14 protein-coding genes are annotated in these 14,134 nt (G+C 37.5%); 5 read left to right on the top strand and 9 right to left on the bottom strand.

The genetic code is table 11. The features are described from left to right. The first annotated feature begins 109 nt into the window (after window positions 1-109). Both AB8M93_RS17190 and AB8M93_RS17185 read left to right on the top strand, forming a co-directional pair. Window positions 110-3,121, top strand: a complete 3,012-nt coding sequence (locus tag AB8M93_RS17190; protein ID WP_373059986.1) for an HsdM family class I SAM-dependent methyltransferase — start codon at window positions 110-112, stop codon at window positions 3,119-3,121. Further along, on the top strand, window positions 3,121-3,834 hold the full coding sequence (locus tag AB8M93_RS17185) for a hypothetical protein (RefSeq protein WP_373059984.1): 714 nt from the start codon (window positions 3,121-3,123) through the stop codon (window positions 3,832-3,834). Before AB8M93_RS17190 ends, AB8M93_RS17185 begins: the two co-directional genes overlap by 1 nt. Window positions 3,835-3,880: 46 nt before the next feature. Here the strand turns inward: AB8M93_RS17185 and AB8M93_RS17180 are convergent, their stop codons facing one another. The 5 genes from AB8M93_RS17180 to AB8M93_RS17160 form a co-directional block, all read right to left on the bottom strand. Beyond that, window positions 3,881-5,464: a type IV secretory system conjugative DNA transfer family protein gene (locus AB8M93_RS17180; RefSeq protein WP_373059982.1), complete on the bottom strand. Its 1,584-nt coding sequence runs from the start codon at window positions 5,462-5,464 to the stop codon at window positions 3,881-3,883. An 11-nt stretch (window positions 5,465-5,475) separates the two neighbouring features. After that, the gene (mobB, locus tag AB8M93_RS17175; protein ID WP_373059980.1) at window positions 5,476-6,513 is read right to left on the bottom strand and encodes a MobB family relaxase; all 1,038 of its coding nucleotides are present in this window, start codon (window positions 6,511-6,513) and stop codon (window positions 5,476-5,478) included. Between the two features lie 32 nt (window positions 6,514-6,545). Next, on the bottom strand, window positions 6,546-6,917 hold the full coding sequence (locus AB8M93_RS17170; protein ID WP_373059978.1) for a BfmA/BtgA family mobilization protein: 372 nt from the start codon (window positions 6,915-6,917) through the stop codon (window positions 6,546-6,548). Between the two features lie 456 nt (window positions 6,918-7,373). Further along, window positions 7,374-7,823: a JAB domain-containing protein gene (locus AB8M93_RS17165; protein ID WP_373059976.1), complete on the bottom strand. Its 450-nt coding sequence runs from the start codon at window positions 7,821-7,823 to the stop codon at window positions 7,374-7,376. Window positions 7,824-7,898: 75 nt separating this feature from the next. Continuing rightward, window positions 7,899-8,249, bottom strand: a complete 351-nt coding sequence (locus tag AB8M93_RS17160; protein ID WP_373059974.1) for a single-stranded DNA-binding protein — start codon at window positions 8,247-8,249, stop codon at window positions 7,899-7,901. 270 nt (window positions 8,250-8,519) lie between these two features. Between AB8M93_RS17160 and AB8M93_RS17155 the strand changes: the two genes are divergently transcribed. Then, entirely contained in the window at window positions 8,520-8,825 is a 306-nt protein-coding gene (locus AB8M93_RS17155; protein WP_373059972.1) for a hypothetical protein, read from the top strand. Between the two features lie 72 nt (window positions 8,826-8,897). Here the strand turns inward: AB8M93_RS17155 and AB8M93_RS17150 are convergent, their stop codons facing one another. Next, complete coding sequence (locus AB8M93_RS17150; RefSeq protein ID WP_373059970.1) at window positions 8,898-9,335, bottom strand: hypothetical protein; 438 nt, start codon at window positions 9,333-9,335, stop codon at window positions 8,898-8,900. A gap of 278 nt (window positions 9,336-9,613) precedes the next feature. Here AB8M93_RS17150 and AB8M93_RS17145 point away from each other — a divergent pair, with 278 nt between their 5' ends. After that, a complete protein-coding gene (locus tag AB8M93_RS17145; protein WP_373059968.1) occupies window positions 9,614-10,339 on the top strand; it encodes a hypothetical protein in 726 nt (241 codons plus the stop codon). Between the two features lie 59 nt (window positions 10,340-10,398). Here AB8M93_RS17145 and AB8M93_RS17140 read toward each other — a convergent pair whose 3' ends face one another. From AB8M93_RS17140 to AB8M93_RS17130, 3 genes are all read right to left on the bottom strand, one after another. Then, on the bottom strand, window positions 10,399-11,658 hold the full coding sequence (locus tag AB8M93_RS17140; protein WP_373059966.1) for a Y-family DNA polymerase: 1,260 nt from the start codon (window positions 11,656-11,658) through the stop codon (window positions 10,399-10,401). Further along, window positions 11,659-12,087 (bottom strand): LexA family protein, encoded by a 429-nt coding sequence (locus AB8M93_RS17135; protein ID WP_373059964.1) that lies wholly within the window; start codon window positions 12,085-12,087, stop codon window positions 11,659-11,661. A 328-nt stretch (window positions 12,088-12,415) separates the two neighbouring features. Continuing rightward, entirely contained in the window at window positions 12,416-12,796 is a 381-nt protein-coding gene (locus AB8M93_RS17130; protein ID WP_373059962.1) for a hypothetical protein, read from the bottom strand. A gap of 89 nt (window positions 12,797-12,885) precedes the next feature. Between AB8M93_RS17130 and xerA the strand changes: the two genes are divergently transcribed. After that, the gene (gene xerA, locus AB8M93_RS17125; protein WP_373059960.1) at window positions 12,886-14,010 is read left to right on the top strand and encodes a site-specific tyrosine recombinase/integron integrase; all 1,125 of its coding nucleotides are present in this window, start codon (window positions 12,886-12,888) and stop codon (window positions 14,008-14,010) included. Window positions 14,011-14,134: the final 124 nt, after the last annotated feature.

Raw genomic sequence — 14,134 nt, 5'->3', positions numbered from 1 at the left:
ATTAACTATACAATCTTTTTTGAGATTAGTTGTTAATTTATAATAGCTCACCGTGTCGGAATGATATATTTGCTTTGGATTTTAATACTAGAAGAAACAGCAAGTTTTAATGAATCAGGAATTAAAATATAGTCTAGACAAATTAGAAATGCTTAATAATTCTGAGCATACTTCTGGATTGGTTCCTGTTCAGTATATATATTCTGATAGAGATTTACCGCCGGAAGAATATATCGCATTGGAAAATGCTAATAAATATGGTGCCCATTATGTTTATTTCCGAAAATTCGAAAATCGCCCATCGGTTGCACAGGTTTATCTCTACGACTTTACCAATAAGTTAGATGTAGAAGAGGATGAATTGACGAGTTTGCATAAGCAGCTGTACAGTTCTGGTCAAATCCCAATGTTTTTTGTTTTTACCAAAAAAGATGTTCGAATATTCAATTGTTTCGAACCACCAGCGAAAGGTAAAAATCTAAAATATACTCCTCTCACCACTATAAAAATTGCATCCGATTTATCCGAAGAACTTGATTCTGAAAATCAAGAAAAATTTAAAGCGTTTTCCGGAAAATATTTTGATAATGGAACTTTTTGGGAGAATTCAAAATACAGTGATGAATTTAGATTTATTAATAGTGCTTATGAAAAACTACTAACTGAACTCAAACAGGCTTTAAAAGATATAATTAATCAAGATATTCTGCCAGCAAATTTTGCTCGTAAAATAATGGTGGTTTCTATTCTAATAAAGTATTTGGAGGAACGTGAAGATGAAAAAGGGAACAAAGTATTTCCAGAAAACTTCTTTTCCCGCTTCTCCAAAAATGCTACAAAATTTTCAGATGTTTTAAATCAGACGGGATCATATCTTAAATTACTAGATTATCTCGCAACACATTTTAATGGAGGTATTTTCCAACTTGAAGATGATGAGCGAAAATTTATAGCGAATAAAGATTTATCAAGATTTGGCCAATTTTTAGATGGAGAAACGGAAGGTATTCAGTTCGTATTCTGGAGACTTTATTCGTTCAATGATTTGCCTGTTGAACTCATCAGTAATATATATGAAGAGTTTTTAGGTAAACAACCAGGAGTTGTTTATACCCCTCCTTATCTAGTTAACTTCCTGCTTGATGAGTCAATGCCTCTTAGCAGTGAAGAAACAGATTTTAAAATTCTTGACCCAGCTTGCGGATCGGGCGTTTTTCTTGTTGGAGCATACCGACGTTTAATATATCGATGGCGGAAAAAAAACAAATGGTGTGATCCGGATTTAGAAACTTTAAAAAAATTACTCCGTGAAAATATTTATGGTGTTGAACTCAAAAAAGAAGCTGCGGATCTTACAATTTTCAGTTTAAGCTTGGCTTTATGTGATGAATTAACTCCCTTACAAATTTGGAAAGAACTTAAGTTTGATGACCTTCACAAAGAGAATATTCTCCATGATGACTTTTTCAATGTTATTTCTGACAAGAAACTGCAAAAGCAATTTGACTTAATTATTGGAAATCCTCCCTTTGAAGCAAAATTGACGGAAGCAGCTAAAAAGATTGAAATAATTAAAAGTAGAGAACGAAAAATCTCTATTCTGTTAGATGATAATAAGGTAAAGGAAACACCTGTAAAACTACCTGACAATCAAATAGCTTTACTTTTTCTTGAGCAATCTGTGGAGCTTTGTAAAGAGGAAGGACTTGTATGTCTTATTCAACCTTCTGGGCCTTTACTCTACAACAACTCTTCTTTCCAATTCAGACAAATACTGCTGAAAAAGTACAACATTCCTCAAATAATAGATTTTACACATATAAGTAGAATTCTTTTTGGCAAGAATGGAGATGTAGCAACTGCGGCTATTTTTATTAAAAATGAAAGTTCTAAAGAGAATGGGTTACTTCATGTAACCGTTAGAAGAACAAAGCCCCATAAGGAAAAACTATACTTTGAACTTGATACTTATGATTTTCATCATGTGCCATTTAATTTGGCTTATAACGATTCCTTAATCTGGAAATCAAACTTTTTAGGAGGTCATAGACATCATCAAATAATTCAAAGACTTTCTAAATTATCAACTTTCGAAGATTTTCTGATTAAACAAAAAGATGAAAATGGATGGGCCTATTCAGAAGGTTTCACCGCTGCTATAAAATCCGATATAAAAAAGCTGGACAAACTAAAATCAGAAAGATTCAATTCATATGATTCAGAAGAATCATATCAAAAGGAATTAAATAAATTAGAAGCTCCTTTTTTAACTGGAAAAAAACATCTACCTGTTGAAGCCCTTAGTTCCTTGGGTGTAGATGAATCCCAAATTGAAGAGTCATTGAATTTACAATATTTTCATAGTAAGGGAGACCCTAAAATATATGATGCCCCACATTTATTAATTAAAGAAATAATAGAGAGTTCTTCTTTTTCCATTCCTGTCACATTTCGAAATGATGATTTGGTTTTTAAAAATTCAATTTATGGTATTCATGGCCACTCAGAAGAAGCACTACTTGAAGTTAAAAATCGATTTTCTAACAATCAATTATTCCCTTATTATTTAGCTGGCATTAGCGGAAGGTTTATGGTAAATAAATCTTCTTCCTTGTTGGCTACCGACATTAAGAACCTTCCCTATCCTGAAGATCATAAGGAAATTGAATTAAACGATTCGGAAAAAACTGTCGTTAAAGACTTTGTTGAATACCTCATTGAATTCAGACGCAACGGAGAAAAATCGACAATTGCTATACAGGATGCATCTATCCAGCATCTTTCAGATTTTGGAGACACATATCGTAATGTTCTACGGTCAATTTACAAATCAATAACACCTTTTCACCCTTTTGAAACCGATTCCTATATCTGTTTCCCTTTCTATTTTGGAGAGAAACCTGAAATTGATTTTACCGATTCCGAACAAGCCGAAAAGCACATAGAAAAACTCGTTCAAAAGAACTCAGGACTTAGCTTAAGATTAACTCGAATTGTAAGATTATATGAAGGAAATATCATTTACCTAATCAAGCCGAAAAAGCTCCGTTACTGGTTAAAATCTATTGCTCTCCGAGATGCAGATGAAACTTTTTCAGATTTAAGAAAACAAGGGTTCTAATGCTGGCAGATACTTCTAAAAATACAACTAGCGGTCAGCTAACCCATGGAATTGAATTGGATTCTTCAATTACTTCGGTCGTTGATTTTATAGAAGTTCACTTTGCTCAGTTTCGGGAAAAAATCAAGGGAGAAGTCACTGCTAGTGAAAAGTCTCTTACTGATAAACTGTGTAAATATTTCAATCGTAATGCAGGAAATTATCCATTTTATTTTCACCATGAAAACGTTGAAGATCACTCTACAGGAAAAAGTCCTCAAATTGATATTGGTACAGTTTCTAGAAGCGAACAGATTAAAATTGGGGACAGAAACTATAGTGAATGGGATTCTTTTTTTTCATTAGAAGCCAAAAGGCTGCCAACTCCAGGACATAACCGTGAAAGAGAATATGTAATTGGCCAAGATAGACGAAGTGGTGGAATTGAAAGATTCAAAAATGGAATTCACGGTAAACCTTTAAAATATGCAGCTATAATTGCTTATATACAAAAAGAAGATGCAGATCATTGGTTTTTAAAAATAAACGATTGGATATTAGAATTACTGGATTCAGATCCAGACGTTTGGACAGAGCAAGATAAATTAATTCGGACGCAGAGTGAATCTATTGGAGTGGATAAGTTTTTATCGAAAAGCTCTAGGGCATGGGGTAAGGAGAAGCAAGAGCATATAAACCTTTATCATTTGTGGATTAATCTTGCAGATGAGTAAGAAATAACAGAGCGTTTTGGTAATGAGTAATATTTTTTTCTTTCCATTAATCCTCCTCCCGTTTAAAAATAGAATTCGCTTCCAAATAGATCCTGGCAAAATTGACATCCAACTGCTCTAGGGTATATTGATTTTCCTGGGGTAGTTCTCTTATAATTTTAGGCAGTTTAAACTGTACCTTCCTGTCCTTACCATCAGCATAGGTAATGAACTCTCCTTCCTTGAGCCTGAAAAATTCATCAGCCCGAATTTTGGATACTTCTTTTTCGCCGGTGGTTACCCTTGTATCAAAATTTAAATTATGGCCACGGTTGATGCTGGTGGTCTCTTTCTTTACAATTTCAAAAAATCGTTCATAGTATTTCGCGGTATCAGGATCATTCACCTTTCCGAAGAACTGGTAGGAGAGATTGGAAAGGATCGCTTTGCTGGCTTTATCCCCGTAAATTATATCATTCTGTACCTTATCCTGCATCACGTACACCGTGGCGATATCATAACTCCTTAAAGTAGCAGGAATGCGGTGCATATTTAGCAGCCGGATAGTAGGCGCTTCTTCCATAAGGATAAAGGAGGTTTTCGCATTGCGAACACTCATTTGCTTGGTGATGGTATGGATAATGGTCGCTATCACGGGAGAATAAGCAGTTTCATATTTAGGATTATTGACCACGGAAATAACCGCTGGGTTTTGAGAGGAATTTATGTCCAGGGGAACTTCATCGGCCGATAGAGCCATAAAGATGTTTTTGGTACAGATCTTTTTAAGTGCATTGGCCAGCGTACTTTTGACTCCTGCCGTTTGCCTTTCGGAGCCTATCCCGGTTAGAAAAGCACTGGCCATTGCCCGGGAAATGGTATTGGAATTCAGGAAGGCGAGCAAACCATCGTTGGGCAGATTCTGGTAAATAGCAATAAGATGCGGGATGGTACAGAATTGAGGATAATCAGTTCGAAGTTTCCAGATGAGTCCGCCCACCAGTCCTTCCGCAGCATCATAAAAGAATTTATTGGAACCTACCGTGGTGGAATCTTTCTGTTCCAGGAGGTTGTCCAGCAAAACCCTGGAAACTTCATTTACGCTCTCTTCATTTTCCAGGTAACGAGGCGCAATGGGATTCACCCGGTTAAAGATCTTGTCGAAGGAGATGATATAAAAGGAATTTTCCTGTTCCTTAAAAAGGGGATAGGCGATTTCAGTAAGCTCAAAATTTTTATAGTCGTGGATGATCCCGCAATAAGAATACTGTTGGAAATGCTTCAGGAAACCATACACAATACTTTCCGTTTTTCCGCTGCCGGCTGCCCCAATTATGGAAGCACCCCTTCTAATATTTTTGATCTTCAGTTCCCCGGGTTCCAGTTTGAATTTCACCTGGTACCTGGAATCATTATCAAGTTCTTTTTTCTGAAGAAATACATATAAGAGGATGTTGCATAAAAGCAGCGGACAAATGACTAAAAGCACAGACAATAAAGCGCTATTCCAGGATCCGCTTAATAAGAGTATGTTGAGCAGGACACCTCCAACGAAAATGAGGTTTGTAAGGAATGCATACCTGATAATTTTGTATACCATGTACATAAAAGCGCTTCCCAGGAGGCATAAAATAAAGAGGCTGATGTTCATAATTAGCAGAATTAAATTCCAATGGAAGAGGATTCTATAGCTACACCCAATCCTCTTTTTAAGCTGTTAATAGACTTAAGGGTAAGCTGGACTTTGTTCGTGGGAATGGAAATAATGGGTATTCCTGTTTCTCTTAGGATTTTATGGGCTATCGCCTTTTCACTTGCGGTTAACCCCATTAAAGTGCGAATATATTTTTGAGGATCATTTATAAATTGCTTCCTGGACTGGTAAGCTTCCACAAAATTTCGTTTATAGCCGAAAGTGGCATCAAAGGTATTTTCGGCTTTGGTGAAAAAAGCATCCCTGTCAAATCCCCTTTTTACTATTTTTCCGTTCATTTCAACATCTGAAGCTTTATACTTGCTGCCGGGGGATAAGCTGAAAGTGTTGGAAACATCTTTCCTGCTTACAATAATGTGAATATGGCTCTGGTTCCCTTCCTTCTTCATGCCCTGCACAATACGCTGGCCGTTGAGCTGATGCGGCGCAGAAGCTTCCAGTTTATTTATTTGCTTTTCGATGTTTTTAGTATCCCCGGAAATTTCGCCCCGCTGGATCTTCCGAAGTTCCGTTTTAAGTTCAAGGATTTGAGTAGCGTACGGCTGGTTCTCTTTCACCTGGATATCGGTTCCTTTATAGGTTCGTTGGTGCTCAATTTTGGCGTAATATTTAATATCTTCTACCGTTATTGGCCTGCCGTTGATCTCGCGGTTAAAAGAAGCCGCGTAATCTTTTATCAGCTCACGGGTATATTGCTTCAACGCTTCATTGTCATTTTCTAATCGGTTTAATTCATATTTGCTGGGGCTTACCGTAATGGAATAAAATTTCGGCTCCACCTTTTTAAGCTTGGCGGTGTTGGCATCGATTTCCGATACCACTTCTTTAGCGGAAATTTTATCCTCGTACTGGTTGAAGAAAAACTCCTTATCCTCGAGGTCCAGGCGTTCCGCCTCCAGGTTTTCTTTTTCCAGGTAATCGACAAAGTCGGCAGCGCTTTGGGAATAATTGTCTCCAAGTTTCTGCGGGGTTATGGTGATATACATATGAAGTGGGTTTTTGAATTATTTTTCAGGTTTTATTTCCAGTAATTATCCTTGTCAGGAAATTGCTTTTTCTCCACGTATCGAGGCTCTTTTTTAGGTTCAGGTTGTTCCAGGAGCGCATTCAAAATAGAGATGGTCGGTTTGGTCTGGTTCTTCTCTATATCTTTCATGATGGCTATAACCGCATTGATTCTTTTCTGTAAATTCTTTTCCAGGCGCACCAGGTTTTCTCCAACATCATCATGAGGCGAAATGGAGTTCCTCTCAAAAAAATCGATCATCACAGCAAGGGTTTCCGAATGTGTGGCCGCAATTTTTTTTGAGAATTTCCTGAATTTTTTAGCCACAGGATTTTTAATACTCACTGCGGAAAATTCTGGTTTTTTGGATCCTTCCTTCTTCATTTACAGTAAATTTCAACGTGTTTTCAGGGGCTGCCAGGGCATTTACAGTAAATTATCAAACGACCTCAAAAGGGATTAAAAATTAAGTAACTGTAAATCAAAATATTAACAACAAAAATTATAGCTCAACCTCGCTTTGCGGGTTGCCCTCTTGCTTTTCATTTTTGTCCGCCCCAAAGCGGACAAATTTTTCAAACAATGATTAAAACCATTGCCTGGTTATGTGGAAAGTCAAATGGGAAAAGCCTAAAATTTTACGTCGTAATTGTTACTTGTAGAAGTCAAAAAGAGTAGTAACAATAATTAATTGAGCTAAGTTTCAACTCTTTAAAGATAGCTTTTTTTCTTCTGCGGAAAGAGGAATTGCTTATTTAAAAATTCCATTTTTTCAGTTAAATTCATAAAAAAAGCCTCTGCGTAACAAAGGCTTTTAAACTGGATGAAAGAAATATTTATCTAGAGCAAACCTTCATCGGCAAAGCTGAAGTAATCCCCTTCCGAAGTTAAAATCAAATGATCGAGGACTTTAATATCGAGAAGTTCCCCGGCTCTTTTGATTTTTTGGGTAAGGGATTTGTCCGCTTCACTGGGGCGAAGGGTGCCTGAAGGATGATTGTGAGAAAGGATCACTGCGGTAGTAAGGCTTTTAAGAACTACCGCAAAAACTATTCTTACATCTACAAGCGTACCGGTGATGCCCCCTGTGGAAAGGGTATAAATCCCTTTGACTTTATTGGAATTATTAAGGAGGAGCATTTTAAAACTTTCCTGGAGTTCAATATTGTTTTTATCCCAGTGCTCAAAAAGAATAGCTGCCGCATCCCGGGAAGAAGTGATTTTCGGATATGATTTTGCTTTGATGTTTCCGCTGTAACTTATGGCGATTTCATTAACTTTAGGTTCCATTATGAGCTGATTTAAAAGTGAATAATGAAAGAGGGCGAAGCTTTCCAAGGAGACGCCCTCTTTGCTTTTCTAAGTTTAATTATCCTGTTGGTTACCTGAAGTGCCAAGAAGCAGGATCTCATGCACTAAGATCTCAGTGATGTAATGTTTTTCCCCGGACTCGTTTTCATAGGTACGGCTGGTCAGTTTTCCTTCAATGGCTATTTCTTTTCCTTTGGAGATGTACTTTTCAGCAAGTTCAGCCTGTTTGCCCCAGGCCACCAGGTTGTGCCATTGAGTCTGCTGGATTTTTTCACCATCTTTTAAGTAATAATCATTGGTGGCCAGCGAGAACCGAACCACAAGATTTCCATTTTCGAACCGGTGGGATTTAGGATGTTCTCCCACGTTTCCGATTAACTGTACTTTGTTTCTAAGCGTTTTCATAATGATAAGATTTAAAAGGTTTATAATTGATTTTTAAAGATTTACTTATTGCATCCTGAACGTTTTCCCTTTTTTTGATGCTTTAATTCCGCTTCCTTTTTGCGTGAGTTGTATGATTTCATTTTTTCAGTCATTAGATTTACTTCCCGCAGAGCCTTCACTGTTACCTTTTTTTGATGCCAATACAGTTTCAAAATTTAGAATTAGGGAGGACTTATAAATAGGGAATGAAGAGACCGGCTTTATGCAGTCCGTACTAACTTCTGAATTTTGGTATTTCGCATCACAAAAAAAGGTAGGGGCAGTGAAGGCAGGGCAGGAGTTCTAATGGGAAAAGGAAGAATACAAACAGGAGCAGGAAGCGGAATTAAAATAAACACGAAAATCCATTTTGGCGGACTTAAGTGGAAAAGCATAACCGGAAATAGGAGAGGAGTTACTAGCATAATGAATGAACAGAACAAGTCATTTATAAATAACCTTCTGTTGCTTTTGCACTTGTGTCCAAGACTTTTTAAGAGGAAGCGCTTTTCCCTGGAGGAACGGAAGGGGAATGGGCTGAGGGGTGTGAAATAGATACTTGTTCCAGTAAATAGTTACCACTTATGTACTAACAATAACCTACTACACACTTACTAATGGAAATGCTTACTCCTCGGTAATCTCATAGGTGTCAGTGCTAAAATCATACATAAATGTAAATCCTTCCTGGCCATTGTGGCGATATTGAAAATAAGGATCCCAGCTCCAGCTTAATTCATACAGGGTTATAAGGATGTGATCAACATCCTCCACAGGATCAATCTTTACACCTGCTTTTCTATATCTTTTAAATACCTGCGTAAAGATTTCTCTCCCGTTATTAGTGGCTCCTGAAAAGGACATATTTCTTGTAACAATGTTATTATAACCATCGGTTCTAAAATATTCAAAGCTTATATCATAATCCGCCACGGTGTCTTTAAAATATACACGTGTTTCGACTAAAATATCGTCATAAGAAGTAAGTTCTGTGAATTCATCTTCAATAGTACAGGAAGAGAATAGCAACAACATAAAAGGGATTAGAACCGAGGGAGTTTTCAAAGAGAGTGTTTTACCTAAAGATTAATTAAAATTTGACGGGGAAAATAATACTTTGTTTTAAGCATTCGTAAAAAATTGCAGGTTTTTGCTTCTTCTTTTTTAAAAAATATGAATATTAGCATTCTGCTATTTTGGAAACCAACTTAAAAATGCTGAAAACATCTCGTTTTGTACTGATAATATATTTTCTTGTGTTCTTTTATTTTTCCGGTAATGCCCAGGAGAATGACCTTGAATATGGATTAATGAACATAGGAATAGGAGGTATAATTGGAGGAGTGGGTGCGGTAATCAATAAGAAACCAGATCAAAACTTAGGCAGAACCGTTGTTAAAGGTTTTACACATGGAGCTTTAGGTGGCTATTTAATCTTTGAAAGTAAGCGATTGGTAAGAAAATTTGGAAGTGAGAAAAACTACAATTATATCTGGCCTTCAAAAATAGTTAATGCAGCAGGGAGTTCTATTATCGAGAATGCTGCGGCAAATCGGGAGTTATGGGAGCGCTGGCATTTAAACCTTGGCTTCAATCATATTGAAGTAGATTTTAAAGATAAATTTAAGGTAAGTTATAGGATCATGCCTTTTTCCTTATTACGTACATTATATCTTTTCAGTAAAGCACGTCTCGATATTGATCGGAGTATGGTTTTTGGAATTCTGGTTTTCAATCAGGAGACACCAGAGATTTTAGAAGAGGGCAGGAGTAGCAGAGGTAAAGCTTATTTAAATCATATTTTATTGCGGAGAGGAATGCATCAAAGTACTGAGGCCCATGAAATTATTCATACCTATCAATATGAGGGATTTTCCGGTATAAATACTTTTTTTGATAGTCCTATGTCCCGGTTAGAACAGAAGAGCAAATTAGCTAGAATTTATAATAAGATATTTTATACAGATTTTAATGCTGTTTTCTCAATGAGTATATATAATTTTGAATGGGAACGTAAAGGTTACTGGGAAAATTATTTTGAAAAGGAGGCCCGATTTTTCTCTTATTAATTTTTTGCGAACCGCCGAAATTCAACATGTTCCAAAATAAGAAATGTGTAACTATTGATTCATGAACAATGTATAATTATCAATTCCTCAAGCCTTGTAGTATATCTTTTGGAAAGTCTTTCCTGTTTTACTTTCCAGGTTTGGCCAAGGTCCTGTCCGCCAAATTTCACCTTGTCTGATAAATTCCGGTTCAGATGGTCGATGGTTTTCATCAGTTGTTCATGCTTTGGATTTGTGGCTGAAAAGAGGGATAACTGCTTTTGATTTTCAGGTCTCAAACCCATTAGTATAATGCCTGCCTTTTTATATTCATAGCCCTGCCTGAAAATTTTTGCCAGCCCCGATAATGCAGCCCTGGTTATTTCGATAGTGGAACTGGTAGGGGAAGGTATTTGTACAGCTATATTACAACGGTATTGCTTTAGGTCCTGCCGGTGCGGATTGGTATGCAGGAAAACATAGATCATGCTACAGCAGGAATTTTGTTTGCGGAGTTTAAATGCTCCCCTGACACAGTAAGTGCTTACCCGTTCCCTGATTTCATGATATTCGGAATACATTTTTTCGAATGCCCTGGTAACCGCAATATTCTTTTTTATGGCTGGTTCTTCCAAATCCAGAATGTTCTCCCCGGAAAGATCTCTCTTTAATCTTAGCCCCACCTGTGTCATTTCCTTTCTTACGTATTCGTTGGGCAGCCTTGTAAACTGTAATGCATTATAAACTTTTATTTGATGCAGTCTTTTTGCATGCTGTCTCCCGATCCCCCATACATCTTCTATTTTTGTCCATGCAAGTGCTTTCTCAATTTTTTCTTCAGAATCAAGAATAAAAACGCCACCTGTTCTTTCGCTAAACTTTTTTGCAATCTTATTTGCGATTTTTGCCAGGGATTTTGTGGGAGCGATACCTACGCTAATCGGGATACCGGTACCACGTTTTACCATTTTGATCATTTGAAGCCCTACCTGACGGAGATCAAAAAACCTGAATCCTTCGAACTTCAGAAAAGTTTCATCAATAGAATAGATCTCGACTTCGGGAGAGAACCGCGAAAGAATATTCATTACCCTTGCGCTCATATCACCGTATAAAGCATAGTTAGAAGAAAAAACATTTACCTTATGCTTATCAAATATCTTCTGAAACTGGAATGCCGGAGCGCCCATGGGAATATCCAAAGCCTTGGCTTCATTAGATCTGGCTATTACGCAGCCATCATTGTTACTAAGCACCACAACGGGTTTATCGAGCAGAGATGGGTCAAAGACACGCTCGCAGGATGCATAGAAATTATTACAGTCAACCAGGGCGAACATCTAAACAGCTTTAATAACATTGGTGACAATTCCCCAGATTAGAAATTCGTTATCTGCGGTTACTCTTATTGGCTTGTAGGCATCATTTTCAGGAATTAGACACACCGTGTCCTTTTCAATTTTAATGCGCTTTACAGTGAATTCCCCATCTATAAAGCACACGGCAATTCTTCCTGAAGCCGGTTCCAGGCTTTTGTCTATAATGAGCAGATCGCCATCGGTAATTCCGGCATCCCGCATGGAATCGCCTTTAACTCTACCAAAAAATGTAGCGTCTTTATTTCTGATTAATTCCTGGTTAAGGTCTATGGCGTTTTCCAAATGATCATCTGCAGGGGAGGGGAAGCCAGCAGAAATGCCGCATCCCACTAGCGGGAGCAATACTTCCTTGATTTTAAACAAAGGGATGGGAGAGATTAAAACTTTCATGGCGGCTAAGTTATAAAAAAGGAAATAATCCATTTATAAGGAATATATCCATTTCTGAGAAATTTTTAGTTTTTTAAAGTTCAAAACCATTTTTCACCTAAACATGAAGAGCCAACCAAATTTTTCCGTGCCATCTTCAATGGTAGTTCTAATTATTGTATAAGATTTCAGAAATGGAGGAAATAAATCTCAATATCTTTATAAACCATACTTTTACTACGGTTCAACCTTACCTGAAATTTATTTAAGAATCCTATTTTAGCCACTTAATTTGATTCTTGTATGGGGCTCAGGCGCCGGAGGCCTGCCTGAATGTGAGAGGGAGTAATTATTTGTTCATATAATCCTGCCAGGTTATCAGGATATATTTTCTTTTGTTGTTTTCAATCCTGGATAGAAAACCGAATTCATATACAAATAAATAAATATCCCCTTTTTTATTTTTCCAGTAGTGGGTGAAAAAATTGGGATCAAAACCCTTGTCGGTTAAAATATGGGCCCTTACCGTTGCTTTGCCGGCTTTGTTGAAGCTCTTTAAGATCTTCCTGTTCATTTTTAACTGGCGGTCTACAGTGGCATAAAAACTTCCGGAGCCTTTTTGTATTTTTTTATAGTGGTAGTTGCTTTTACAGTAGGGATCGCAGAATTTTTTATCCCTTCTGCCCTCTAATTCTTTCTGACAGGCCAGACAAAGTCGCTTTATATTCATTTCTTCCATAGCCGTTTTATTCGTATAATATACGGATAATAAACGCTTAGTGGCTTATTACCGGTTACTTTTACTTAAAAGTAACAGCAATGGAAAAGAGGTTTGTCACTTTAAAGCATCTAATGATCGGTCAGCAAAGATGTATAGGGATAAAGTTTCATGCAGATAAAGTTTTGCAGGCCCTGGCCAATGAATTGCCGGGAGCGGCATGGAGTGAGGAATATCATATGTTGTATATTGAGAACACTCCGGAAAACCTGGAACTCGTTTTCAGCAAATTCCGCGGGGTTGCCTGGATCAACTGCAGTTACTTCTATTCAAGCAGTAGTTTTCAACGGGATAATGAAAATGCGGATATGCAGTGGTTTCATAAAAGGAAACCTGCTGAAGGCCATAGAACCTGCCCTGAGAGCTACCTGAACAAGCTGGAACTGAAGCGTTATGCAAATAATACCATAAAAACATATGTTTCCTGTTTTGAAGCTTTTATAAACTATTACAGGGAAAGGGAACTGCAGGAACTCAATGAGAATGATATCAGGGTTTATCTGCAAAAACTGATCAGGGAGCAAAGTTCCAACTCTTATATCAACCAGGCCATAAATGCTATTAAATTTTATTATGAGGTGGTTTTGGAAATGCCCAACAGGTTCTATGCTGTTGAACGGCCAAGGAGGGAAGACAGGCTCCCGCAGGTGCTGGCAAAAGAAGAAGTACTTTCTATAATTGAAAATACTAATAATTTAAAGCACAGGTGCATTGTAAGCCTGCTATATTCAGCCGGCCTAAGAAGAGGGGAAATTCTTAACCTCAAGCCTGAGGACATTGACAGCAAGAGGATGGTCATAAGAGTACGTTCAGGCAAAGGAAATAAAGACCGTTATACCATTTTATCTGAAAAGCTTGTGGGGGAATTAAGGAAGTACTACAAAGTCTGGCGACCAAAGACGCTTTTGTTCGAGGGGCCGGGGTGTAAGCCCTATAGTGCAGAGAGCGTGACTTGTATAGTAAAGGGAGCTGCAAAAAGGGCAGGGATCAGGAAAAGAGTGACTCCCCATATGTTGCGGCATTCCTTTGCCACGCACCTTTTAGAAAATGGCACCGATTTGAGGTACATCCAGGTGTTGTTAGGCCATAAAAGCACCAAGACCACGGAAATTTACACCCATGTGGCCACAAATATTTTTTTTAAGATCAAAAATCCGTTAGATTAGCTGGTAAAGACAAAAGAGATATAAATGTAATACTGCATTTATTCGTACGTTGTGAGGCATCAAAGGGTAGAGTAGAGGGCGAAAATTGAACTTTCTGCTATTTTTGTTTAAAAAGGTTTGGTCT

This window comes from Autumnicola aciditolerans, assembly GCF_041679265.1.
In the GTDB taxonomy this organism is placed as follows: Bacteria; Bacteroidota; Bacteroidia; order Flavobacteriales; family Flavobacteriaceae; genus Autumnicola.
Note: the sequence above shows the minus strand (reverse complement) of the source record. Positions and strands in the feature narration are given on the sequence as shown.

What these genes read in the sequence shown, in the direction of transcription:
- xerA (WP_373059960.1), top strand. Translation starts at nt 12,886, where the DNA reads ATGGAAAAGAGGTTTGTCACTTTAAAGCATCTAATGATCGGTCAGCAA.
- AB8M93_RS17130 (WP_373059962.1), bottom strand. Translation starts at nt 12,796, where the DNA reads ATGAATATAAAGCGACTTTGTCTGGCCTGTCAGAAAGAATTAGAGGGC.
- AB8M93_RS17185 (WP_373059984.1), top strand. Translation starts at nt 3,121, where the DNA reads ATGCTGGCAGATACTTCTAAAAATACAACTAGCGGTCAGCTAACCCAT.
- AB8M93_RS17135 (WP_373059964.1), bottom strand. Translation starts at nt 12,087, where the DNA reads ATGAAAGTTTTAATCTCTCCCATCCCTTTGTTTAAAATCAAGGAAGTA.
- AB8M93_RS17160 (WP_373059974.1), bottom strand. Translation starts at nt 8,249, where the DNA reads ATGAAAACGCTTAGAAACAAAGTACAGTTAATCGGAAACGTGGGAGAA.
- AB8M93_RS17170 (WP_373059978.1), bottom strand. Translation starts at nt 6,917, where the DNA reads ATGAAGAAGGAAGGATCCAAAAAACCAGAATTTTCCGCAGTGAGTATT.
- mobB (WP_373059980.1), bottom strand. Translation starts at nt 6,513, where the DNA reads ATGTATATCACCATAACCCCGCAGAAACTTGGAGACAATTATTCCCAA.
- AB8M93_RS17140 (WP_373059966.1), bottom strand. Translation starts at nt 11,658, where the DNA reads ATGTTCGCCCTGGTTGACTGTAATAATTTCTATGCATCCTGCGAGCGT.
- AB8M93_RS17180 (WP_373059982.1), bottom strand. Translation starts at nt 5,464, where the DNA reads ATGAACATCAGCCTCTTTATTTTATGCCTCCTGGGAAGCGCTTTTATG.
- AB8M93_RS17190 (WP_373059986.1), top strand. Translation starts at nt 110, where the DNA reads ATGAATCAGGAATTAAAATATAGTCTAGACAAATTAGAAATGCTTAAT.
- AB8M93_RS17165 (WP_373059976.1), bottom strand. Translation starts at nt 7,823, where the DNA reads ATGGAACCTAAAGTTAATGAAATCGCCATAAGTTACAGCGGAAACATC.